The sequence below is a fragment of the Rhodopila sp. genome (assembly GCF_965276935.1).
Taxonomy (GTDB): Bacteria; Pseudomonadota; Alphaproteobacteria; order Acetobacterales; family Acetobacteraceae; genus Rhodopila.
Genome location: NZ_CBDIBS010000004.1, coordinates 1233519 through 1253592, shown reverse-complemented (window position 1 = coordinate 1253592; position 20074 = coordinate 1233519). Strand labels below are relative to the sequence as shown.

Sequence of the window (20074 nt, the reverse complement as noted above, 5' to 3'; positions counted from 1 at the left end):
GCGTGGCGCAGGTTCCATATTCGCTCTAAAGGAGTTGCCGATGCTGACAATCGAGGTTGAGCAAGAAGAAGACGGACGCTGGATCGCTGAAGTCCTGGCAGTACCCGGTGCGCTGGCATATGGCGCAACCGCGGCCGAGGCGCGCTCCCGCGTTGCCGCTCTCGCATGTCGTGTGATTGCTGACCTGATCGAGCACGGCGATCCGGTGCCGGACGAGGCGCGCGACCTCTTCGCCCCCGCGTGAGCAACTGGCCCGCCGTCAACGCGGGCTTGGTGTTACGGGCGCTTAATCGCATTGGCTGGACGCTCAAGCGGCAGTCTGGCTCGCATCGCCTTTTGTCACGGCCCGACTGGCCGGATTACATCTTCGCTTTCCACGATGGAGAGGAAATCGGACCACGTATGCTGGCACGGATTTCGAAGCGTACGGGCCTTCGCCCCGACGACCTATAGTCCGTAGCGTGTTTCCTCACGCCGGCAAGGGATCCGACAAAGCGTCCACGGTACCTGTCATCCCGGCGCGCAGCACGTCCAGCGGCAGCAGCGTTCCGTTTCGCTCGAAGTGCCAGAACATCCAGCCGTTGCAGCTCGGCGCGTTCTGCAGCAGCGCGCCGACCTTGTGGATCGAGCCGCGGATGTCCCCGGCGCTGAGCGACCCGTCCGGGCCGACCATCGCGGTAACCCGCCGCTGCTTGTCGAAGACCTGGGTGCCGGGCGCGATCAGCCCCTGCTCGACCAGGCTGCCGAACGGGATGCGCGGCGCCTCCCGCCGGGTTGGCGCCGCTGTCGCGCCCTCCACCGAGACCGCGCGCGTCCGCCGCACCCGCCCAATGGCCGCCTCGGCATAGGCTGGATGGCGCTCGATGCCGATGAAGCGCCGCCGCAGCCGTTTGGCAACCGCGGGCGTGGTGCCGGTGCCGGTGAACGGGTCCAGCACGATATCGTCCTGGTTGGTGCTGGCCAGCAGGACACGATGCAGCAGCGCCTCCGGCTTCTGCGTCGGATGCAGCTTCAGGCCATGCGCGTTGCGCAGCCGCTCCGGGCCGGTGCACAGCGGGATGAACCAGTCGCTGCGCATCTGGATGTCGTCGTTCAGGGACTTCATCGCCTGGTAGTTGAAGCGATATCGAGAATCCTTGCCGCGCGCCGCCCAGATCAGCGTTTCATGCGCGTTGGTGAAGCGTCGGCCGCGGAAGTTGGGCATCGGGTTGGACTTGCGCCAGATCACGTCGTTCAGGATCCAGAAGCCCAGGTCCTGCAGGATGGCGCCGATGCGGAAGATATTGTGGTAGGCGCCGATGACCCAGATCGTGCCGTCCTTGCGCAACAGGCGGCGGCACTCGGTCAGCCAGTCGCGGGTAAAGGCGTCGTAGGAGGGAAAATCGGTGAAGCGGTCCCAGTCGTCATCGACACCGTCCACCAGACTTTCGTCGGGACGCCGCAGTTCACCGCGTAGTTGCAGATTGTAGGGCGGATCGGCGAAGACGCAGTCCACCGAGGCCTCGGGCAGCATGCGCATGATCTGCACACACTCGCCCCGCAGAATCTGGTCCAGCGGCAACTCGTGATAGAGGTCCAAGACCTGATTCCAACCTTATGCCCATTCCTGGCTTATCGTGACGGGCCGCTCGAAGTCACGTCAATCGGCAAACGACGCGAGTTCCAGCCGCAGGCGAGCCACCGTGCCGAAGCCTGACCGATGGTGCCTGGTCGGCCCCAGCCGCCGCAGCGCCGCCCGGTGCGGCGGCGTCGCGTAGCCGGCGTTGACCTCCCACCCGTAGCCCGGCCAGCGCCCGGCCAGCCGAACCATCGCCCGGTCGCGCACCACTTTCGCCACGATGGAGGCCGCGGCGATCGACAGGCACAGCGCGTCGCCGCCGACCACGCAGCGCACCACGCAGTCCATTTTCGGTGGATAATTGCCGTCGATCAGCGCCAGATCGGGCGGGATGCCAAGGCGAGCGACGGCTCGGCGCATCGCCAGCATGGAGGCATGCAGGATGTTCAGCCGGTGGATCTCGGCGACCGACGCGGCGCCGACGCCGATCTCGGCGGTCGACGCCCGCAGTGCCAGATACGCGGCCAGCCGCTGGTTCGGCGTCAGTTTCTTCGAATCATCGAGCAATTCGGCCAGTTCGGGTGATGTCGCCACGCCCAGCACCACGGCGGCCGCGACCACCGGGCCGGCGAGCGGGCCACGTCCGGCTTCGTCCACCCCCGCGACTCGGCCGCCGGCGGCCAGTTCCATGTCCAGACTGGGCATCCGCGTTGCCTAGCAGGCCCTTGCCGAGTCGTCGAAGCAATCGCTTCGCTTCCGCCCGCGGCGCTGGTATGAAACCATCCCATGCGAATCGCGATTGCCTCCATGACCGGCTTTGCCCGCACCGAGGGCAACACCAGCGGCATCGCCTGGGCATGGGAGGTCCGCAGCGTCAACGGCCGCTCGCTCGACCTGCGGTTCCGCCTGCCGAACGGCTGGGACAGCCAGGAGGCTGGATGGCGCGAGCTTGCGGGCAAGGCGCTGAAGCGTGGCAATGTTACCGCCAACCTGACGCTCAAGCGCCAGTCGGAGACCCGGCTGGAACTGGACCCGGCGGCGCTGGAGCAGGTGCTGACGATCGCGATTGACCTGCACCGGCGGCTTCCCGGCAGCCCGCCCGTGTCGGCGGCGGCATTGTTGTCGCTGCCCGGCGTGCTGCGCCAGGCGCAGGCGGACCAGCAGGAGGAACGGACGCTGGCCGGCGCGGACGTCCACACCGGCTTTATCGCCGCCCTGGCCGGCCTGGTGGACTTCCGCCGGTCCGAGGGCGAACGCCTCGCGAGCCTGCTGACCAGCCAGTTGCAGGAGATCACGCGGCTGCGCGATCAGGCCGCCGAACAGGCGGCCGGACAGCCGGCGGCGCAGCGCGCGCGCATGCTGGACAATCTGCGAACCCTGCTGCGCGAAACACCTGATCTGTCGGAAGAGCGGATCGCGCAGGAGGTTGCGATCCTCGCCAGCCGGTCCGATGTGCGGGAGGAGCTTGACCGGCTGTCCAGCCACATCGCCGCCGCGCATGATCTGCTGGCGGAGGCAGAGCTGATCGGCCGCAAGCTGGATTTCCTGACGCAGGAGTTCAACCGGGAGGTGAACACGTTGTGCAGCAAATCCGCCTCCACCGCGCTGACCGCCACCGGTCTGAAGCTGAAGGCGGCGATCGAGCAGGTGCGCGAGCAGGTGCAGAACATCGAATGATCGAGATCGCGCGCCGCGGCGTCTGCCTGGTTCTGTCGGCGCCATCCGGGGCCGGCAAGACTGCGATCACCGATGCGCTGCTGGCCACCGAGCCGGCGCTGGAACGCTCGGTGAGCGTCACCACCCGGCAGCCGCGCGCCGGTGAGATCGACGGCGTGCACTACCACTTCATCAGCGAGACCTTGTTCCAGGCGGCGATCACCGACGGCGCCCTGCTGGAATGGGCGCGGGTGCTGCGTGGCACACATGCCTATGGCACACCGCGCGCGCCGGTGGAGGCGGCGCTGGAGGCTGGCCGCGACGTGGTGTTCGACATCGATTGGCAGGGGCATTGCGCATTACGGCAGAAACTTCCGGGTGATGTCGTCAGCGTGTTCATTCTGCCGCCTGACCTTGCCACCCTCGAGCTTCGGCTGCGCCGCAGGGCGGGCGATGTCGCGGCGGAAATCGAACGCCGGATGCGGGTCGCCCGGGATGAGATCAGCCACTGGGCGGAGTTCGATCATGTGGTGGTGAACGATAATCTTCCCGCCGCCACGGAGGCGGTTCGCGCGGTCTTGCACGCCGCCAGGCTGGCGACCGTGCGCCAGGCGGAGTTGCCGCGGTTTGTTGCTGGACTTGCATAACTGGGCCGTGGCTCGTCATCGAGCTGGCATCGCACTGCCGCCGGACGGCGACGCGCCACGACCGTAAGGACGTTTCCGTCCAGCGCTGTACATTCGTCTTGAGGATGATCTGGCCTGGAGGTATGCGTCGTGAGCACGAGTATTGCGGATTCTGAGCGGGTAACGCTGGAACGTCTACGTGACGATTTTCGATCCAAGGGCTATGATTTCATAATCCAACCACCTATCGATCAGGTGCCCGACTTTCTGGGTAATCGTAGACCCGATGCGCTGGCGATCGAACCGCATGACAAAGTCATCATAGAGGTGAAGCAGCAGGGTTCGCCCGACCCTAAGCTCTTACTAGCCCAGCTTAGCCAGACTGCTTCGTCGCGAAGCAGATGGAGGTATTTGCTCGTTTATGCTGGCGAAGATCCCAGCGAAATCATTGAGCTCTCTCGCCCGCGAAAGTCTCAGGTTGATCAAGCGATCCAAGAGACGCGCAGCTTAGAGCAATTAGGCCATATGCGAGCCGCAATGGTTGAAGGCTGGTCGCTACTCGAAGCGCTTGCTCAACGCCTTTACCCTGAAGATATCAGAATGTCCTTGAAGCCTCTCACTTCCATGCAAGTCATCGAACGGCTCGCCATGGACGGGCAGATCAGTCACCAGGAGGCCAAACGTCTACGCGGTCTAAGCTCAATTCGTAATTCACTGGTCCATGGAGACCTCAACGTCAGCACCTCGAAGAATGACGTCAATTACGTATTCAAAATAGTAGAGGCGATAAATTCTCGGCTTGACTTGTAATCTTGCGGCGATCGATGAAACGGCGGCATGTGTCGGTCTATGTCAAGTCAGTGGGCGACAAGGCGGCCACTGGTGTAGCTACGCCGGTTCGTCCAGGAACCGATCGACCAGACGGTTCGCCTCTGTCCGGTCGGCGCGCATCTGGGCGCCCTGACGGTTGCGGGCGCCGGAGGTGAGGTAGAACCGCTCGTACTGCTCATTCCGGCTGGCCAGCGCGCTGCCGGCGAAATCCCAGCCGAGACGGAAGATCCTCGCGCGGTCTTGCGCCGAGACATCGCCGGCACCGCGCAGGTATTTGTCGATCAGCGGGCGTAGCTGCGGATCGGCGAACTGGGCGGCGGTGGGCGTCGCCAGCACGTTGTGCGAGCCGATCAGCCGGATGATCTCGTTCACCCTGGGAAACCAGTACGGCAGCACGGCCCGCAACGCGTCCATCGGCCGCCGGTCGAGAAACCAGGCGCCGTTGCCGTATTCATATGCACTTTCCTCGCCGGAGTGGACCGCCGCGCGGGTGAGTTCCGCATAGGACCAGATCTCACCGAGCATCTGCTGCGTGACCGGATCGTTGGCGCCGATCGCGTCGGCCATGCGGTTGGCGATGCCCCAGGCGAATTCGAGTTTCGTCCAGGCCCGGATCATTGTCTGCTGCATGGCGTTGCCACGCCAGCTTGCCGACATGACGGTATTGTAGACCGGCAGGTTGCCGTCGATGAAGACGCGGTCGCGCGGGACCTCGACGTTGTCGAAGATGACGAAGGCGTCCTGCTCATCGAAGCGGGCTGACAGCGGGTGGTCGAAGCGGTTGTCAGGCATGGCGACGCTGTCGCGACAGATGAATTTCAGGCCTGGGGTGTCCATGCGGATGCAGAACGACAGCGCATGGCGAGCGGAGGCGTCGGGCATCGGCTGGCTTGGATAGACCGCCAGTTCGTCCGCAAAGGGAGCGAGGGTGGCCAGCACGCGCGCGCCTTTCACCAGGATGCCGTGTTCGGTGTCCTCGATCTTGTGCAACTGGGTGTCGTCCAGTCCGGTCGGGACATGGCCCCTGGATTTGTCGATCGTGGCATGGATCAGGGTGTGCGTCAGACTGAGGTCGTCGCGGGCAAGTTGCTTCTGGAACCTGACAAGATTGGCGGCGCCTTGCTCGTTGCCATTGATGCCCCATTCGTCCGATCGGCCGGCGAAACCCGCGTAAGTAACGTTCATGTAGTCAGGCGTGCGGCCCATCAGGCCGACGGAGAACTCGGCGACGCGGCGCAGCGCGGTATGGCGGCGCCGCAGATCGTCCTTCGAGCGCGGGATGATGTGACTGACGGCGATCGGCTCGTTGGTTTGCGGATCGGGCATCAGGCAGTCTTCGGGATATTGGTGATGCAGGTCGAAGACCGCCGCGATGGCTTGTGCCGCACCACGCAGGGCCGGGTGATCGAGCGGATCGGTCACGCGTTCAGCGCCAAGCCAAAGCGCGCGCTTGTCTCGCAGGGCGTTGAGGAACTGGACGCCGGTGCGGGCTGGCATGGACGGGAACTCCTTGACGTGGAGCGGGTTGTGGTCCGCGCTGGTGTAAAGCGATGCGACGTAACGCCGGCTCGCCACCTGTCAATGCAGCGCCAATCGATCCCGCATCCGGCTTGTGGCGCTATGCCACGATCGGTCCCGGTGGAGAATTCGGCGGTGTCGGCATCGGCTCCCCCGGAATTCCTGGCGGCACACCTGGTGGCATGTCCGGCGGCGGGATCGGGTTCTCGATCGGACCACCGGGCGCCTGATCCGGCGCGGGGTCCGGCGGGGGTGCGTCCGGCGGCGAGATCGGCGGTAGCGGCATGGCATTCTCCTCCGTATCCATCTGAAACGCGAGATCTCGGCTACGGATGCAGCATTCCTGCTAACCACGAACGCGAAGGGCGGGCACTTCATCGGAGGCAGCCGTGACGAACGACATGGAGTGCCGGATTTTCGGCCTTCCCGCATAACCGCGCTTGGCGATCAAGCCATCGTGAAAGGCATCAAGCGGGATGTCGCCGTCGCGGTCCACGTCCTGCTCCGACAGCGCCGCATTCGATCCGAAGGAGGACCCGGCGCCATACCCCCGTTGCGGTATTCACCGGCCATCCTGGTGCTGCATGGCAAAGCCTGGGCTCGGGCCAACGGTGATTGATGGTCAGTACGAAGCCGATCGTGGCGAACCCGCATGCTCGTGCCACGGCATCCTTTTCGACGGCCCGCTTCTTGCTGTGTATCGCCGGACCATCCGGACCATCAGGAGTACAAACCATGCCACCTGCTTTGAACGACTCCGCGCTGTCATATCTGCTTGCAGCATCGGGCATCGAACTGACCGATGCGCAGAAGGCCGACCTGACATCCATCCATGACCTGCTGGCTGAGATGAAGGCTCGGGTACGCCAGCCGCGCGGCCGCATGGCGGAACCGGCGCACACGTTCGGCTTCACGGCGGAGGACCTGGGATGAGCATTCCCACCATCGCCGAGGCCGCCAGGCTGATCGCGGCCAGGAAGCTGTCGCCGGTCGAACTGACGAAAGCCTGCCTGGACCGCATCCGCGCGCTGAACGACACGCTGCATGCTTTCGTCCTGCCGACGGAAGAACGCGCCTTGGCCGACGCGAAGGCGGCGGAAGCGGCGATCATGAAGTCCGGGCCGTCCGGCCCAATGCACGGCATCCCAATCGGCCTGAAGGACATCGTCGATACCGCCGGCATACCGACCACCTGCCAATCGGCCATCCTGCAGGACAACGTTCCCACCACCGATGCGACCTGCGCGGCGAAACTGGCCGCCGCCGGTACGGTGCTGATGGGCAAGCTGACGACGCACGAGTTCGCCGACGGCGGCCCTTCATTCGATCTGCCAAAGCCGCCCGCCGTCAATCCGTGGAATCCGGCCCACTTCACCGCCGGGTCATCCAGCGGCACCGGTTCGGCGGTGGCCGCCGGGATGATCCTGTGCGGCATTGGCACCGACACCGGCGGGTCGATTCGTGGGCCGGCGGCCTTGTGCGGCATCGCCGGGATCAAGCCGACCTACGGCGTTGTCTCCCGCGCCGGCGTCGCACCCGCCGCGTTCAGCCTGGATCATATCGGCCCGATGGCCTGGACCGCCGAGGACTGCGCCCTGATGCTGCAGGTGCTCGCTGGTCACGATCCGGCCGATCCGGCCAGCGCCACCCGGCCGATCCCGAATTACAGCGCGCTGATCGGTGTTCCGCTTGCCGGCGTGAAGGTCGGCGTGATCCGGCATTTCCACGAGCAGGACTACAAGGTCGCCGCCGCCACCCAGCGCGGCATCGACGAGGCGGTGACGCTGTTGCGGGACCTCGGCGCATTGGTCACCGATGTCAGGTTGTCGCCGCTGCAGGACTGGCACGCGTGCGGTTCACTGATCTCGATCACGGAACGCGCCGCCGCCTATGAGGAATGGGCGCGCACCAGGCTGGGCGACTTCAGTGAGCGGGTGCGGCGGCGGCTGATGATGGGCGCGCTGGTGTCCGGCGTGGATTACGTGCAGGCAGTGCGGCGGCGGCGAGAGTTGCGGGCCGAGCTGCGGGCGGCGATGGCCGGGCTGGATGTGGTGATCACCGCCGGTGCGGCGGGTGAGGCACCCAAGCTGGACGCGATCCCGCCCTGGGACCTGTTCGCAAAGCCGAGCCTGACGATGCCGTTCAATGTGTCGGGGTATCCGGCGATTGCGGTGTGCTCGGGCTTTGGACCGGCCGGTTTGCCGGTGTCGATGCAGATCGCCGGGAAGCCGTTCCAGGAGGCAAAGGTGTTCCAGGTCGCGGATGCGTTCGAGAAGGCGACTGATTACCGCTCGCAGCGGCCGGCGCTGGTGGCTTGAGCGGTCGCGTGGAAAGAAGCGCCTGGCTTGCCGTTACCGTGCGTTCGCTTCACGTCATGCCAGCGGTATCGCGTGGGAGGCTTGATGGATCTTGCGCCGCCGCCGCTTAAACCTTCGTATTGCATCAAACCGCTTGGCATCCACCCTGTTAAGGAGGCATGTTGCGTTCGTCCCAGGCACCCGCCGCGGGAGAGTGCGGGAGCCGATCCCGCCGCCGAAGGCGCAACCGACCCCCGGAAACGCTCAGGCATCCAGGACCGCGACGGGTTAGGGATCTCTGGAAAGCCGAACCGTCGCGCAAGCGTCGGTTCGCACCGACGGAGTAAGGGGTCAGGCCCCCGAATCTCTCAGGTTCCGCGACAGAGGGGGGTCAATTCCGCCGGCATTCCGCCGGTGGATGACCCTGTTGGCGGAGACCATGCGTGGCGCAGATTGTACAGCCAGACGACCCCCTGCCGTTGCGACTGACCCCGCTGGATGGATGGCACCGTCGCCATGGTGCGCGGATGGTGCCGTTCGCCGGCTACGCAATGCCGGTGCAATACGATTTTTCCAGCGATCTCGCGTCGCGTTGCCGCGGCGGCGTGATGGCGGAGCACTTGCACACCCGCGTATCCGCGGGGATGTTCGATGTCTCGCACATGGGGCAGGCGACACTGACCGGAACCGATGTCGCGGCGGCGCTGGAGCGGCTGGTGCCCGGCGACATCATTGGCCTGAAGCCAGGGCGGCAGCGCTATACGCTGCTGACGAACCCGGCAGGCGGCATCATCGACGACCTGATGGTCGCCAAACTCGACGCGAACCGGCTGTTCGTGGTGGTCAATGCCAGCCGCAAGGATGTTGATTTCACCCATCTGGCCGCCAATCTGCCGGACGGTGCTACACTCGAGATCCAGGAAGACCGCGCGCTGCTTGCCCTGCAAGGTCCGCAAGCGGCCGCCGTGATCGGCCGCCTGTCGCCCCAGGCCGCCGCGCTGGCGTTCATGGGCATTGCCTGGGTCTCGCTGAATGGCATCGACTGCCAAGTCTCCCGCTCGGGCTACACCGGCGAGGACGGTTTCGAGATCTCGGTTCCCGCCGCCCAGGCGGAGCTGTTGGCCGACCGGCTTCTGGCGCAGCCGGAGGTCGTGCCGATCGGACTGGGCGCCCGGGATTCGCTTCGCCTCGAAGCCGGACTGTGCCTGTATGGCAACGATATTGACGAACTGACCAGCCCGATCGAGGCCGGCCTGACCTGGGTGATCGGCAAACGGCGCAAGCTTGACTGGGACTTCCCCGGTGGGCTGCTGATGCGCGATCAGCTCGATCATGGCGTCCCTAGGCGCCGCGTCGGCATCCGCCCGGACGGGCGCACGCCGGCCCGTGCGCTGACCACCATCATGGCCGACGATGGCACCGAGGCCGGCACGATTACCTCCGGCGGCTTCGGCCCGTCGGTAAACGGCCCGATCGCCATGGGCTATGTCCGCAAGGACCTTGCCGCCGATGGCACGAGCCTGAACCTGATCGTCCGCGGCAAGGCGGTGCCGGCGACAGTCGTTCCACTGCCGTTCACACCGCATCAGTACATCCGCTGAAAGGAGCGCTTCCATGGCCAGCAAGAGTGCAGACAAGCGTTATACGAAAGAACACGAGTGGGCGGTGCTGGATGGCGACATCGCCACCGTCGGCATCACCGATCATGCGCAGGAGCAACTCGGCGATCTGGTGCACGTCGAGCTGCCGGAACTGGAACGCAACGTCGTGGAAGGCGAGACCTGTGCCGTGGTCGAAAGCGTCAAGGCTGCCTCCGACATTTTTGCTCCACTTGCCGGCAAGGTCGTTGAGGTCAATGAAACGATCGTCGAGGATCCGTCCATCGTCAACAGCGATGCCGAGGGCGAGGGCTGGTTCTTCCGCATCGAGCTGGATGATCCGGCAGCCTTCGAGCAGTTGCTGGATCTGGACGGCTACGACGAATATCTGGAGACCTTGTAAGCATGGATGTTCTGGCCGAACTGGCGGAGCTTGAGGAAGCGGACGGCTTCGCGCGCCGTCATATCGGGCCGTCCGAGATTGAACTGACGGCAATGCTGCGCGTCGTCGCCGCTGCGACACGGAACGATGGCGTCGCTGCCGCAACGCTGGATGCTTTGGCCGGCAAGGCAGTACCGCAGTCGATCCGATCAAACGTGGCGATGGATCTGCCCGCACCGGTGGACGAAGCTGGCACGATCGCCGAACTGCGCGGCCTCGCGGCGCGGAACGTCGTGAAAAAATCCCTGATCGGGATGGGTTACCACGGCACCGTCACGCCGCCGGTCATTCTCCGCAACGTGCTGGAAAATCCCGGCTGGTACACCGCCTACACGCCTTATCAGGCGGAGATCGCGCAGGGCCGGCTGGAGGCGCTGCTGAATTTCCAGACACTGATCTGCGAATTGACCGGCTTGCCGATCGCCAATGCCTCGCTGCTGGACGAGGCGACCGCCGCGGCCGAGGCAATGGCCATGGCGCATGCCGTCAGCAAGACGAAATCCGACGTGCTGGCGGTGGCAACGGACCTGCATCCGCAGACGCTGGCAGTGCTGGCGACACGCGCCAAGCCGCTGGGCATCACGTTTGTTCCCGTCGCTCCTGGCGATCTTGCCGCGATCGGTGCCGCCAACGCCTTCGCGCTGCTGCTGCAATACCCGGGCACCACGGGCGCGCTGCGCGACCTGTCGACGGAAATCAGCGCCGCGCATGAGGTTGGCGCGCTGGCGCTGGTCGCCGCCGATCCGCTGGCGCTGACGTTGCTGACGCCGCCGGGCGAGATGGGCGCGGATGTCGTTGTCGGGTCGGCGCAGCGCTTCGGCGTGCCGATGGGCTTCGGCGGCCCGCATGCCGGCTTCTTCGCCACACGCGACAGCTTCAAGCGCGCTATGCCGGGTCGCCTGGTCGGCGTATCGCTGGATGCGGCAGGACAGCCGGCGATGCGGCTCGCATTGCAGACGCGCGAGCAGCACATCCGGCGGGAGAAGGCGACCTCCAACATCTGCACCGCGCAGGTCCTGCTGGCGGTCATCGCCGGGTTCTATGCCGTGTGGCACGGGCCGGACGGGCTGCGTCGGATCGCCCGCCGGGTTTCCTTGCAGGCGCGGATGCTGGCGGACTGCGCGCTGCGGGCGGGGTTGACGGTGCGCCACGATGCGTTCTTCGACACCATCGTTGTCGAAGGCGCCGCCGACCTGATCCAACGAGCGGCCGATGCCGGCTTCAACTTTCGGCAGGTGGATGCGACCGGTGTCGGGATCGCGCTGGACGAGACCGTCACCCGCGACGACATGGCCGCCTTGGCGTTGCTGCTGGGGGCGGAGCTGGATGGCGCGGTCGCCAGCATTCCGGCCGGTCTGCTGCGGGGCGCCGGCTTCCTGAAGCAGCCGGTCTTCAACCAGCACCACGCCGAACACGAGATGCTGCGCTACCTCAAGCGGCTGGAGGACAAGGACATCGCGCTCACCCGCAGCATGATCCCGCTCGGCTCCTGCACGATGAAGCTGAACGCCACGGCGGAGATGGTCGCGGTCACCCTGCCGGGTTTCGCCGACATCCATCCGTTCGCGCCAGCCGACCAGACCGCCGGGTACCTGACCCTGATCCGCCGGCTGGAAACATGGCTGTGCGCGGTGACCGGCTTCGACGCCATATCGCTGCAGCCGAACGCGGGATCGCAGGGCGAGTATGCCGGCCTGCTGGTGATCCGCGCCTGGCACTCATCGCGGGATGAGGCGCACCGCGATGTGTGCCTGATCCCGTCCTCCGCGCACGGCACCAATCCGGCGAGCGCGGCGATGGCGGGGCTGAAGGTTGTTGTCGTCGGCTGTGACCGCGATGGCAATGTCGATCTGGCCGATCTGCGTGCCAAGGCGGCGAAGCACGGGCCTCGGCTGGCGGCGCTGATGATTACCTACCCATCCACGCATGGCGTCTTCGAAGCCGACATCCGCGACATCTGCGGCGCGGTGCATGAGCATGGCGGTCAGGTCTATATGGATGGCGCCAACATGAACGCGCAGGTGGGGCTGACCTGCCCGGCCTCGATCGGGGCGGACGTCTGTCATCTGAACCTGCACAAGACCTTCTGCATCCCGCACGGCGGCGGCGGGCCGGGGGTCGGGCCGATCGGGGTGGCGGCGCATCTGGCGGCCTTCCTGCCGAACCATCCGCTGCGCGCGGATGCGGGTCCGGCGACAGGCATCGGACCGGTGTCCGCGGCACCCTTCGGCAGCGCGCTGATCCTGCCGGTCTCCTACGCCTATATCCGCATGATGGGTCCGGCCGGGTTGAAACGCGCCACCGAGGTCGCGATCCTGTCGGCCAACTACATCGCGGTTCGGCTGCATGGCGCCTATCCGGTGCTGTATTCCGGTCCGGGCGGCATCGTCGCGCATGAGTGCATTGTCGACTGCCGCGGCTTCGCGGCCGAGGCTGGCGTGCAGGTGGAAGACATCGCCAAGCGGCTGCAGGATTTCGGCTACCACGCGCCGACGATGTCCTGGCCGGTCGCCGGCACGCTGATGATCGAGCCGACGGAAAGTGAAACGATGGCCGAGCTAGATCGGTTCTGTGAAGCAATGATTGCGATCCGGGCGGAGATCGCCGCGATCGCCGCCGGCACGCTTGACCGGGTGGACAACCCGTTGAAGAACGCGCCGCATACCGGCCGGGAGGTCGCGGCGGATGTGTGGACACATGCCTATACACGTGAGCAGGCGGTGTTTCCGTTGCCGTGGGTCGCGGCGGGAAAATACTGGCCGCCGGTGAAGCGGGTCGACAATGTGCATGGCGACCGGAACCTGGTTTGCACGTGTCCGCCGCTGGAAGCGTACGCGGAGGCGGCGGAGTAGTGGCGAGGGGCGCCTTCCGCCACGCTGACGAGAGGCGGCATTCACGCTATCGAATTTGGAAACAGAAGGGGGCTACCAACCGGTTCCAGTGCCAGCCTTCAGGCCATGGATGCGAAAGCCGTGAACGGCAGCTTCCTTAGGATCGAGAACGACTTGCCTGGTCACAACACCTCATGCCTTCTGACGGGTCAGCCTCAGGCGGTCGGGCTCTAAACCGTCAACACAGGCAAGCCGCGCCATCGGAACAGTGATTTCAGAAGGTGCTGGACTGACCCAATGCACGGTCACGCCAGTCACGGAAACCAGTCACCCAGCACCTGATCGTCGGTGTACGTCAGACTGTCGATTTCGACGCAGGGTTCCTCGCTGTAATCGCGCATTGATGCTGCGGCGTCATCCCGCGCACCCGGTGTTTCATCCTGAATAATCGCGCCAATCTGGTGGCGCAGGCTAGGGCTGCGCTTCACGCATCGCATGATACCGCGCCGAGCGTTTCGGATAGAACGCTTCCAGCCATTGCGCGGCCCTGTCGCGGGCGAGGCTTGCAACTTGATGAGATGTTCGACCACCGTTCCGATGTGGCTCTCCAAGCGGGATCGTTCAGACTCGCCCACCGTCTCCACCTCATCAATGATGTTGTCCCAGTCGACCGCCGCGTTAACTGCCTCACCAGCCGCGAGCCGCCGCAGCAGTTCCGCTTGCTGTTCGGACCACACCACGATATCGGTATCGTACAAGTTGCTCATGCGGTCATCCCCTGGCGCTCGTGTGAGACACACCCTGATAGACTACTATATTTGCGTCGCCGTTGGTATGATTGCTTCTTGATGTCACGGCGCCCTGCCAGGATGACCGGTCTCATGTTTTCCGAAGCGATGGTGCTCTCCGCCGATGCGAACTCGTACGGCCTGCGGATGGTCTTCGCATCAGGGCAATCGCCCGCTTGGGCCGGTGCGTGTTCTTCCGCATGGTTCGGCTGATGGCGTAATGGACGGTCGCTCTGCGTCCGTCATGACGTTGCTGTGCCGTCTTCAACGGGTTGGGATCAACGCTTTCGAAAATGATTCAGATCGTGCCAACGACCTTGATGCGGGCCCGCCGGTGGATTTCCGTCTGCGCCAGAACCGGGGTGTTGCTGCGAATCCGGTCCACCACGGCGTGGACGTGGTAGCGGATGCCGGCGCTGGTCAGCAGGACCGGGGTATCGCCGTCCTGCACCGCCGCGTCGATTACCGAGCGAACCCGATCGATGAACTCGTGCAGCCTGCTCTGCGACAGGGCTAGCTGGCGGTCCTCCGGCGGTCCGACCAATGACTCGGCGAAGGCTTCCTCCCAGCGGGCCGACAGGCTGACGATCGGGATATAGCCCGCGGCGCCCACGTGGCTGTCGCTGATCTGCCGGGAAAGGCGGGAGCGGACGTGGGCGACAATCGAGACCATGACCTTCGAGGACATTCCGGATGCCTCCTGCACCGCTTCCAGGATCGTCGGCAGGTCGCGGATCGAGACATGTTCCGTCAGCAGGACCTGCAGGATCCGTTGCAGCCCGCCGACGCTGATGGCCGTCGGGATCAGGTCGGCGACAAGCTTCTGCTGCTCCGCCGGAAGCTGGCTCAGCAGCTTCTGCGTCTCCGCATAGCTCAGAAGTTCGGCCACATTCTCCTTTAGAAGCTCGGTCAGATGCGTCGTCAGGACGCTGGAGGGATCGACCACGGTGCAGTTCTTCGCAAGCGCTTCGTCCGCCAGCGCGGGATCGATCCAGCATGCCGGCAGACCGAAGGCCGGTTCGGTGGTCGGCTCGCCGGCCAGCGCGGGCAACTCACCCCTCGTGTTGATCGCCAGCATCATCAGCGGGCGCAGCTCGCCTTTGCCGGCCGATATGTCCTTTACGTAGATCAGATAGCTGTACGGACCCAGATCGACATTGTCCTGGATACGGATTGCCGGCAGAACGAACCCCATGTCGGATGCCATGGTGCGGCGCAGGCTCTTGATCTGCTCTGGCAGCTTCGGGCCGTCGCCGCCTGCCAGCGACAGCAGCCCATAGCCCAGTTCAACGCGGATCATGTCGATGCTGGCAACGCCGCGGCTGGCGGCGTCCTCCGCCGCCGGCTGCAGCGACGGCTCCGGGTCCACGGCCTGGCCTTGCCTGGCACGCAGCCAGGCGCCGCCGGCCGCCAGCCCCGAAACCGCCAGGAATGGAATCGCCGGCAGACCCGGCAGCAGCGCCAGCAAGGCGGCGGCGCCGGCGGTGATCGCCAATGGTTTCGGCTTGATGCCGACCTGCGCGAACAGCGCGCCGGACATCCCCCCTTCGGTGGAACCCTTGGCCACCACAATACCCGCGGCGGTCGACACCAGCAGCGAGGGAATTTGCGAGGCCAAGCCGTCGCCAATGGTCAGAGTGGTGAACGCCGAAATGGAGTCCGCGATCGACAGGTGCGACCTGACCAGGCCGATGACCAGCCCGCCAAAGATGTTGATCATCGTAATGATCAGCGCGGCGATCGCATCGCCGCGGACGAACTTGGCGGCGCCGTCCATGGCCCCGTAGAAACTGCTTTCCGCCTCCAGATCGGAACGCCGGCGACGCGCCGTCTTGTCGTCGATCGCGCCGGACGAAAGGTCGGCGTCGATCGCCATCTGCTTGCCGGGCATCGAATCCAGGTAGAAGCGCGCGGAAACCTCGGCGATGCGGCTGGAGCCCTTGGTGATGACGATAAAGTTCACGATCAGCAACATGATGAACACGACCACGCCGATGGCGACGTCGCCGCCCATCAGGAAGCCGCCGAATGCGGCGACGACACGGCCGGCCGCATAGGGGCCTTCGCTGCCATGCGACAGGATCAGGCGGGCCGTGGCGACGTTCAACGACAGGCGCAGGATCGTCGTCAGAAGCAACAGGGTGGGAAAGCTGGAGAAATCGAGCGGCCGCTGCAGGAACATCGAGACCATCAGGATCAGGACGGCGGTCATGAAGGAGAACGCCAGCCCCAGATCCAGCAGCAGGGTCGGCATCGGCAGGATCAGGATCGACAGCAATGCAAGCACGCCGCAAGCCAGCCCGACATCGCCGCCGGGCGCGAGCTTACGCAGCCATTCCAGGCGGGTGGCGCTGCTATTCATGGCTTGCCGACGAAGCAGCCGATTTAGACCATGATCGTTGAAGGTTGCTTCGATCCAGGCGGTCGATCATGGTCTAATACCATCGGCCCTTAATGTTGACCGATAGCCGGTCAACGGCCGTCGGTATCCTGTTGATTTCGCGCGCGGCCGCCCCACCAACCCCGCGCGCATACCAGTCAGCCCTTCGGGCCGCTGGTCTAACTCTGTGTTTGATCGCGTGATTCACGCCTTCTGACTGGTCAGCCTCAGGCGATCACGCTCTAACCCGCGCCAGGCATCATCGGCGCCGGCACGTCGATCCCCCGCGCGGCATAATCATGCAGCTTGTTGCGCAATGCCCGGATTGAAATTCCCAGAATGGTTGCCGCATGCGTGCGGTTGCCCCTGGTAAACGCCAAGGTGTGCAGGATCAGGTCCTGCTCCATCTGGGTCAGCGACCGCGCCACGAAGCCGCCGGACGCATTGTCATGTTCGTCCGATGGCAGCAGGCGCGGCACGCCGCCACGGCGGCGAAGATCCAGCACATCCGGCGTGATGACACCGCCGGCGGTCATGACCACGGCGCGATGGATGATGTTCTCCAGTTCCCGCACATTGCCGGGCCAGGCATAGGCGCGCAGCAGCGCGCGCGCCGGTGCCGCGAAGGGCGCCGCCGGCAGACCATTCTGGTCGGCGTATTTCCTGGCGAAATAATCCGACAAGGCATCGATATCGGCGGGCCGCTCGCGCAGCGGCGGGATATGCAGCGGTGCGACGTTCAGCCGGAAGAACAGATCCTGCCGGAACGCCTTGCCGGCAACCTCCGCCCACAGGTCCTTGTTGGTTGTCGCGATCACGCGCACATCGAGCCTGATCGGAAATTTTCCACCGACACGGTCGACCTCGCGCTCTTGCAGGGCGCGCAGCAGCTTGGCCTGCAGGCGGCTGTCCATTTCGCTGATCTCGTCCAGCAGGATGGTGCCGCCGGCGGCTGCCTCGAACTTGCCGATGCGCCGGCCGATCGCGCCGGAGAAGGCGCCTTTTTCGTGACCGAACAATTCCGATTCCAGCAGATGTTCGGGGATCGCGGCGCAGTTCAACGCGACGAAGGGGCCATTCACGCGTCGCGAGTGCCGGTGGATGTGGCGCGCCAGAACCTCCTTGCCGGTGCCGGATTCTCCCTGGATCAGCACCGAAGCCTCCGACCAGGCGATCTGCTGCGACCGTTGCAGGACCGCCGTCATGGCGGGATCATGCGAGATCAATGCATGGGCGCCAAACCGCGCGGCGAACCGATCATCCGGAACAAGCTTGCGCAGGTTGGGCTTTCGCAGGTTGGGCTTGTGCCAATGCTCGGTTGCCAGAAACCCGTCTTGCGGTAACCTGTCTGGCAGTCCGGGCGCGACGCATACCGGGTCGCCGTGCCTGGCCAGCGCCGACGCGGCTATCAGATTTGCCACACTTACGCCCGTTCCGATTTGACGATTTCCGTCATGGTGACGCCAAGCCGGCTGTCATCGACCATCACCACCTCGCCGCGCGCGACCAGCCGGTTGTTGACATAGATGTCGATCGCCTCACCCAGCTTGCGATCGAGTTCAACCACCGCGCCGCGTCCCAGCTTCAGCAACTGGCAGACCTGCATGGTGGCCTTGCCCAGGACCGCGCTGACCGTGACGGGGATGTCGTAAACCGCCTCCAGCTCGTTCAGCCCGCCGCTATCGAGCCCGCCGCTGACCTGATTCTCGTCGTTATCGGACATGTCCCGTGAACTCCGTTCGCTTGATGGTGAAATGAACTGGCGGATCGTCGGCGGCATCGGTCGCCAGCGGCATGATCGCGGCGCGGATGTCGTCCCAGATCTGTGTCGAACTGATCCGCGCCTCCCCCTGTGGCCATGCGACGATGATGTCGCCCGCGGTCGGATCCTCGGTCTGCCGCGTCTCGATCTGCCGCCAGACGTCATGCATGGACTCGCAGAAGGTCGATGATCCGGTCCGGTCGCGGAGTTCGATCCTGGACTGTGACCGCAATACCGGCTGAAGCAGATCGGCGACGACCTGGATGCGTCCATCCGGACCGGCGGCCGCGAGGACGGGAAATGCCGCCACGAACGTGCCGACAAGCCAGCGCGCCACCGAGGCGGCACTTTGCTCTGCTATCGCACCGAGCTTGCGGTCCATGTCCTCGGACCGGGCAAGCAGGTCGGCGAACACCTGCCTGCATTCCTGCCCCAGATCGCGGGCGTGCGCCACGGACGCGGCCAGATAGCCGTCGTTCCAGGCCTCCTGCCGCGCGGCCGACAGCGCGGACGCGCTGAAGGTCGGCTCTGCTGGCGCGGTGTCGGCGGCATCCGCCACCGCTTCGGGTAGGTTGAAGTTTTCGAACAGGTGCACGGTCATCGAATGCTTGTCCCGACCGCTGTTGGGAACGACATGCCGGCGTGTCCGCCGTGACCTTCATGCTCCGCCGGGTTCGGGCCGGTCATCGCGGCGTGCGGTCTGGACAGGTGCATCGGGCAAGCCGGACCACGAGGCGCTGGCGACAACAGCCGGTCTCGACAGCGGCTGGTTTCACTCAATGACTTTGTCATCGCTGCTCCCGCCGATCTCGATTTCACCCAGCGCCGCCAGTTCCTTCGCCGTGGTGGTGATGGAGGTCTGCGCTTCCTCCACGTCCTTCATCTTCACCGGCCCCAGCGCCGCCATGTCGTCGCGCAGCATCTTTGCCGCGCGCTCCGAGAGCTGCGAGATGAACAGGTTCTTGATGGTTTCGGACGTACCTTTCAGGGCAATCGGCAGCTTGTCTTTTTCGATTGAACGCAGCAGTACCTGCAACGCCGGAGGCGACAGGCGCTGGAGGTCGTTGAAGGTGAACATCAGCGACTTCACCTTTTCGGCCGACTCGCGATTGCGCTCCTCCAGGCCGGCCAGGAAGCGGGTTTCGGCCTTGCGGTCGAAGTTGTTGAAGATCTCCGCGATCATCTCGTGCGCATCGTGCTTGGAGGCGCGCGCGAGGTTGGACATGAATTCGGCGCGCAGGATGCGTTCGACCCCATCCAGCACATCCTTCTGGATCGACTCCATGCGCAACATCCGCATGACCACTTCCATGGCGAAGGAGTCGGGCAGGATGGACAGCACGCGGGCGGAATGGTCGGGCTTGATCATCGACAGCACGACCGAGACGGTCTGCGGGTATTCGTTCTTGAGGTAGCTCGCCAGGATCTCCTCGTTCACATTGCCCAGCTTGTCCCACATGGTGCGGCCGGCCGGACCGCGGATTTCCTCCATGATCTGGGTGACGCGGTCTTTCGGCAGCGCCTTCATCAGCATCAACTCGGTATTCTCGAAGCTGCCGAGGATGCCGCCGCTGGAGCCGAAGGTCTGGACGAAGTCGCCGCAAAGCTGCTCGACCGTTTCGGCTGGGACGACGCCGAGCTGGGCCATCGCGCCTGATAGCTGGCGGATCTCGTCCTCGTGCATCATGGTGAACAGCCGCCCGGCGTGTTCGGCGCCGAGGGTCAGCATCAGGATGGCGGCCTTCTGCAGGCCTGGGAGGTTCGGCCCTGTCATGCGCGGTGCCACG

Annotated in this window: 21 protein-coding genes and 1 riboswitch; of the genes, 10 read left to right on the top strand and 11 right to left on the bottom strand. The window is 65.0% G+C overall.

Annotated features, from left to right (window positions below; genetic code table 11):
- Positions 1–40 precede the first annotated feature (40 nt).
- Together ACQY4S_RS22095 and ACQY4S_RS22090 are read left to right on the top strand one after the other, a co-directional pair.
- Positions 41–244, top strand: coding sequence for a type II toxin-antitoxin system HicB family antitoxin (locus tag ACQY4S_RS22095; protein WP_428487353.1), 204 nt, complete (start codon positions 41–43; stop codon positions 242–244).
- A complete protein-coding gene (locus tag ACQY4S_RS22090; RefSeq protein ID WP_428487352.1) occupies positions 241–453 on the top strand; it encodes a type II toxin-antitoxin system HicA family toxin in 213 nt (70 codons plus the stop codon). The genes ACQY4S_RS22095 and ACQY4S_RS22090 overlap by 4 nt, the downstream gene beginning before the upstream one ends.
- Positions 454–469: 16 nt before the next feature.
- On the opposite strand, the gene ACQY4S_RS22085 is transcribed toward ACQY4S_RS22090, so the two are convergent.
- Positions 470–1519, bottom strand: a complete 1050-nt coding sequence (locus ACQY4S_RS22085; protein ID WP_428488475.1) for a site-specific DNA-methyltransferase — start codon at positions 1517–1519, stop codon at positions 470–472.
- A gap of 120 nt (positions 1520–1639) precedes the next feature.
- A complete protein-coding gene (locus ACQY4S_RS22080) occupies positions 1640–2263 on the bottom strand; it encodes a ribonuclease HII (RefSeq protein ID WP_428487351.1) in 624 nt (207 codons plus the stop codon).
- An 81-nt stretch (positions 2264–2344) separates the two neighbouring features.
- Here ACQY4S_RS22080 and ACQY4S_RS22075 point away from each other — a divergent pair, with 81 nt between their 5' ends.
- From ACQY4S_RS22075 to ACQY4S_RS22065, 3 genes are all read left to right on the top strand, one after another.
- Positions 2345–3235, top strand: a complete 891-nt coding sequence (locus tag ACQY4S_RS22075) for a YicC/YloC family endoribonuclease (RefSeq protein ID WP_428487350.1) — start codon at positions 2345–2347, stop codon at positions 3233–3235.
- On the top strand, positions 3232–3861 hold the full coding sequence (gene gmk, locus ACQY4S_RS22070) for a guanylate kinase (protein ID WP_428487349.1): 630 nt from the start codon (positions 3232–3234) through the stop codon (positions 3859–3861). The genes ACQY4S_RS22075 and gmk overlap by 4 nt, the downstream gene beginning before the upstream one ends.
- Positions 3862–3990: 129 nt before the next feature.
- Complete coding sequence (locus ACQY4S_RS22065) at positions 3991–4650, top strand: hypothetical protein (RefSeq protein ID WP_428487348.1); 660 nt, start codon at positions 3991–3993, stop codon at positions 4648–4650.
- A 78-nt stretch (positions 4651–4728) separates the two neighbouring features.
- Here ACQY4S_RS22065 and ACQY4S_RS22060 read toward each other — a convergent pair whose 3' ends face one another.
- From ACQY4S_RS22060 to ACQY4S_RS22050, 3 genes are all read right to left on the bottom strand, one after another.
- Positions 4729–6168 (bottom strand): 4-hydroxyphenylacetate 3-hydroxylase family protein, encoded by a 1440-nt coding sequence (locus tag ACQY4S_RS22060; RefSeq protein ID WP_428487347.1) that lies wholly within the window; start codon positions 6166–6168, stop codon positions 4729–4731.
- Positions 6169–6289: 121 nt separating this feature from the next.
- Positions 6290–6475, bottom strand: a complete 186-nt coding sequence (locus ACQY4S_RS22055; RefSeq protein WP_428487346.1) for a hypothetical protein — start codon at positions 6473–6475, stop codon at positions 6290–6292.
- Positions 6476–6535: 60 nt separating this feature from the next.
- Positions 6536–6685: a hypothetical protein gene (locus ACQY4S_RS22050; RefSeq protein ID WP_428487345.1), complete on the bottom strand. Its 150-nt coding sequence runs from the start codon at positions 6683–6685 to the stop codon at positions 6536–6538.
- 239 nt (positions 6686–6924) lie between these two features.
- On the opposite strand from ACQY4S_RS22050, the gene ACQY4S_RS22045 reads away from it, so the two are divergent.
- The 5 genes from ACQY4S_RS22045 (at position 6925) to gcvP (ending at position 13378) form a co-directional block, all read left to right on the top strand.
- A complete protein-coding gene (locus tag ACQY4S_RS22045) occupies positions 6925–7122 on the top strand; it encodes a hypothetical protein (RefSeq protein WP_428487344.1) in 198 nt (65 codons plus the stop codon).
- Complete coding sequence (locus tag ACQY4S_RS22040; RefSeq protein WP_428487343.1) at positions 7119–8507, top strand: amidase; 1389 nt, start codon at positions 7119–7121, stop codon at positions 8505–8507. The genes ACQY4S_RS22045 and ACQY4S_RS22040 overlap by 4 nt, the downstream gene beginning before the upstream one ends.
- A 176-nt stretch (positions 8508–8683) precedes the next feature.
- Positions 8684–8777: riboswitch (glycine riboswitch) on the top strand.
- 152 nt (positions 8778–8929) lie between these two features.
- The gene (gcvT, locus tag ACQY4S_RS22035) at positions 8930–10087 is read left to right on the top strand and encodes a glycine cleavage system aminomethyltransferase GcvT (RefSeq protein WP_428487342.1); all 1158 of its coding nucleotides are present in this window, start codon (positions 8930–8932) and stop codon (positions 10085–10087) included.
- A gap of 13 nt (positions 10088–10100) precedes the next feature.
- On the top strand, positions 10101–10487 hold the full coding sequence (gcvH, locus tag ACQY4S_RS22030; protein ID WP_428487341.1) for a glycine cleavage system protein GcvH: 387 nt from the start codon (positions 10101–10103) through the stop codon (positions 10485–10487).
- 2 nt (positions 10488–10489) lie between these two features.
- Positions 10490–13378 (top strand): aminomethyl-transferring glycine dehydrogenase, encoded by a 2889-nt coding sequence (gene gcvP, locus ACQY4S_RS22025; RefSeq protein ID WP_428487340.1) that lies wholly within the window; start codon positions 10490–10492, stop codon positions 13376–13378.
- Positions 13379–13671: 293 nt separating this feature from the next.
- On the opposite strand, the gene ACQY4S_RS22020 is transcribed toward gcvP, so the two are convergent.
- The 6 genes from ACQY4S_RS22020 to ACQY4S_RS21995 form a co-directional block, all read right to left on the bottom strand.
- Positions 13672–14124, bottom strand: coding sequence for a DUF29 domain-containing protein (locus tag ACQY4S_RS22020; RefSeq protein ID WP_428487339.1), 453 nt, complete (start codon positions 14122–14124; stop codon positions 13672–13674).
- Positions 14125–14443: 319 nt separating this feature from the next.
- Positions 14444–16507: a flagellar biosynthesis protein FlhA gene (flhA, locus tag ACQY4S_RS22015; protein ID WP_428487338.1), complete on the bottom strand. Its 2064-nt coding sequence runs from the start codon at positions 16505–16507 to the stop codon at positions 14444–14446.
- Between the two features lie 260 nt (positions 16508–16767).
- On the bottom strand, positions 16768–17946 hold the full coding sequence (locus ACQY4S_RS22010) for a sigma-54 interaction domain-containing protein (RefSeq protein ID WP_428487337.1): 1179 nt from the start codon (positions 17944–17946) through the stop codon (positions 16768–16770).
- A gap of 2 nt (positions 17947–17948) precedes the next feature.
- Positions 17949–18248 carry a flagellar motor switch protein FliN gene (gene fliN, locus ACQY4S_RS22005; RefSeq protein ID WP_428487336.1) on the bottom strand — a complete coding sequence of 100 codons (300 nt, stop codon included), beginning with the start codon at positions 18246–18248 and terminating at the stop codon, positions 17949–17951.
- The gene (locus ACQY4S_RS22000; RefSeq protein ID WP_428487335.1) at positions 18238–18888 is read right to left on the bottom strand and encodes a hypothetical protein; all 651 of its coding nucleotides are present in this window, start codon (positions 18886–18888) and stop codon (positions 18238–18240) included. Before ACQY4S_RS22000 ends, fliN begins: the two co-directional genes overlap by 11 nt.
- A gap of 171 nt (positions 18889–19059) precedes the next feature.
- Positions 19060–20061, bottom strand: coding sequence for a flagellar motor switch protein FliG (locus ACQY4S_RS21995; RefSeq protein ID WP_428487334.1), 1002 nt, complete (start codon positions 20059–20061; stop codon positions 19060–19062).
- Positions 20062–20074: the final 13 nt, after the last annotated feature.

What these genes read in the sequence shown, in the direction of transcription:
- ACQY4S_RS22095 (WP_428487353.1), top strand. Translation starts at nt 41, where the DNA reads ATGCTGACAATCGAGGTTGAGCAAGAAGAAGACGGACGCTGGATCGCT.
- ACQY4S_RS22085 (WP_428488475.1), bottom strand. Translation starts at nt 1,519, where the DNA reads ATGCGCATGCTGCCCGAGGCCTCGGTGGACTGCGTCTTCGCCGATCCG.
- ACQY4S_RS22080 (WP_428487351.1), bottom strand. Translation starts at nt 2,263, where the DNA reads ATGCCCAGTCTGGACATGGAACTGGCCGCCGGCGGCCGAGTCGCGGGG.
- ACQY4S_RS22075 (WP_428487350.1), top strand. Translation starts at nt 2,345, where the DNA reads ATGCGAATCGCGATTGCCTCCATGACCGGCTTTGCCCGCACCGAGGGC.
- gmk (WP_428487349.1), top strand. Translation starts at nt 3,232, where the DNA reads ATGATCGAGATCGCGCGCCGCGGCGTCTGCCTGGTTCTGTCGGCGCCA.
- ACQY4S_RS22060 (WP_428487347.1), bottom strand. Translation starts at nt 6,168, where the DNA reads ATGCCAGCCCGCACCGGCGTCCAGTTCCTCAACGCCCTGCGAGACAAG.
- ACQY4S_RS22055 (WP_428487346.1), bottom strand. Translation starts at nt 6,475, where the DNA reads ATGCCGCTACCGCCGATCTCGCCGCCGGACGCACCCCCGCCGGACCCC.
- ACQY4S_RS22045 (WP_428487344.1), top strand. Translation starts at nt 6,925, where the DNA reads ATGCCACCTGCTTTGAACGACTCCGCGCTGTCATATCTGCTTGCAGCA.
- ACQY4S_RS22040 (WP_428487343.1), top strand. Translation starts at nt 7,119, where the DNA reads ATGAGCATTCCCACCATCGCCGAGGCCGCCAGGCTGATCGCGGCCAGG.
- gcvH (WP_428487341.1), top strand. Translation starts at nt 10,101, where the DNA reads ATGGCCAGCAAGAGTGCAGACAAGCGTTATACGAAAGAACACGAGTGG.
- gcvP (WP_428487340.1), top strand. Translation starts at nt 10,490, where the DNA reads ATGGATGTTCTGGCCGAACTGGCGGAGCTTGAGGAAGCGGACGGCTTC.
- ACQY4S_RS22020 (WP_428487339.1), bottom strand. Translation starts at nt 14,124, where the DNA reads ATGAGCAACTTGTACGATACCGATATCGTGGTGTGGTCCGAACAGCAA.
- flhA (WP_428487338.1), bottom strand. Translation starts at nt 16,507, where the DNA reads ATGAATAGCAGCGCCACCCGCCTGGAATGGCTGCGTAAGCTCGCGCCC.
- fliN (WP_428487336.1), bottom strand. Translation starts at nt 18,248, where the DNA reads ATGTCCGATAACGACGAGAATCAGGTCAGCGGCGGGCTCGATAGCGGC.
- ACQY4S_RS22000 (WP_428487335.1), bottom strand. Translation starts at nt 18,888, where the DNA reads ATGACCGTGCACCTGTTCGAAAACTTCAACCTACCCGAAGCGGTGGCG.
- ACQY4S_RS21995 (WP_428487334.1), bottom strand. Translation starts at nt 20,061, where the DNA reads ATGACAGGGCCGAACCTCCCAGGCCTGCAGAAGGCCGCCATCCTGATG.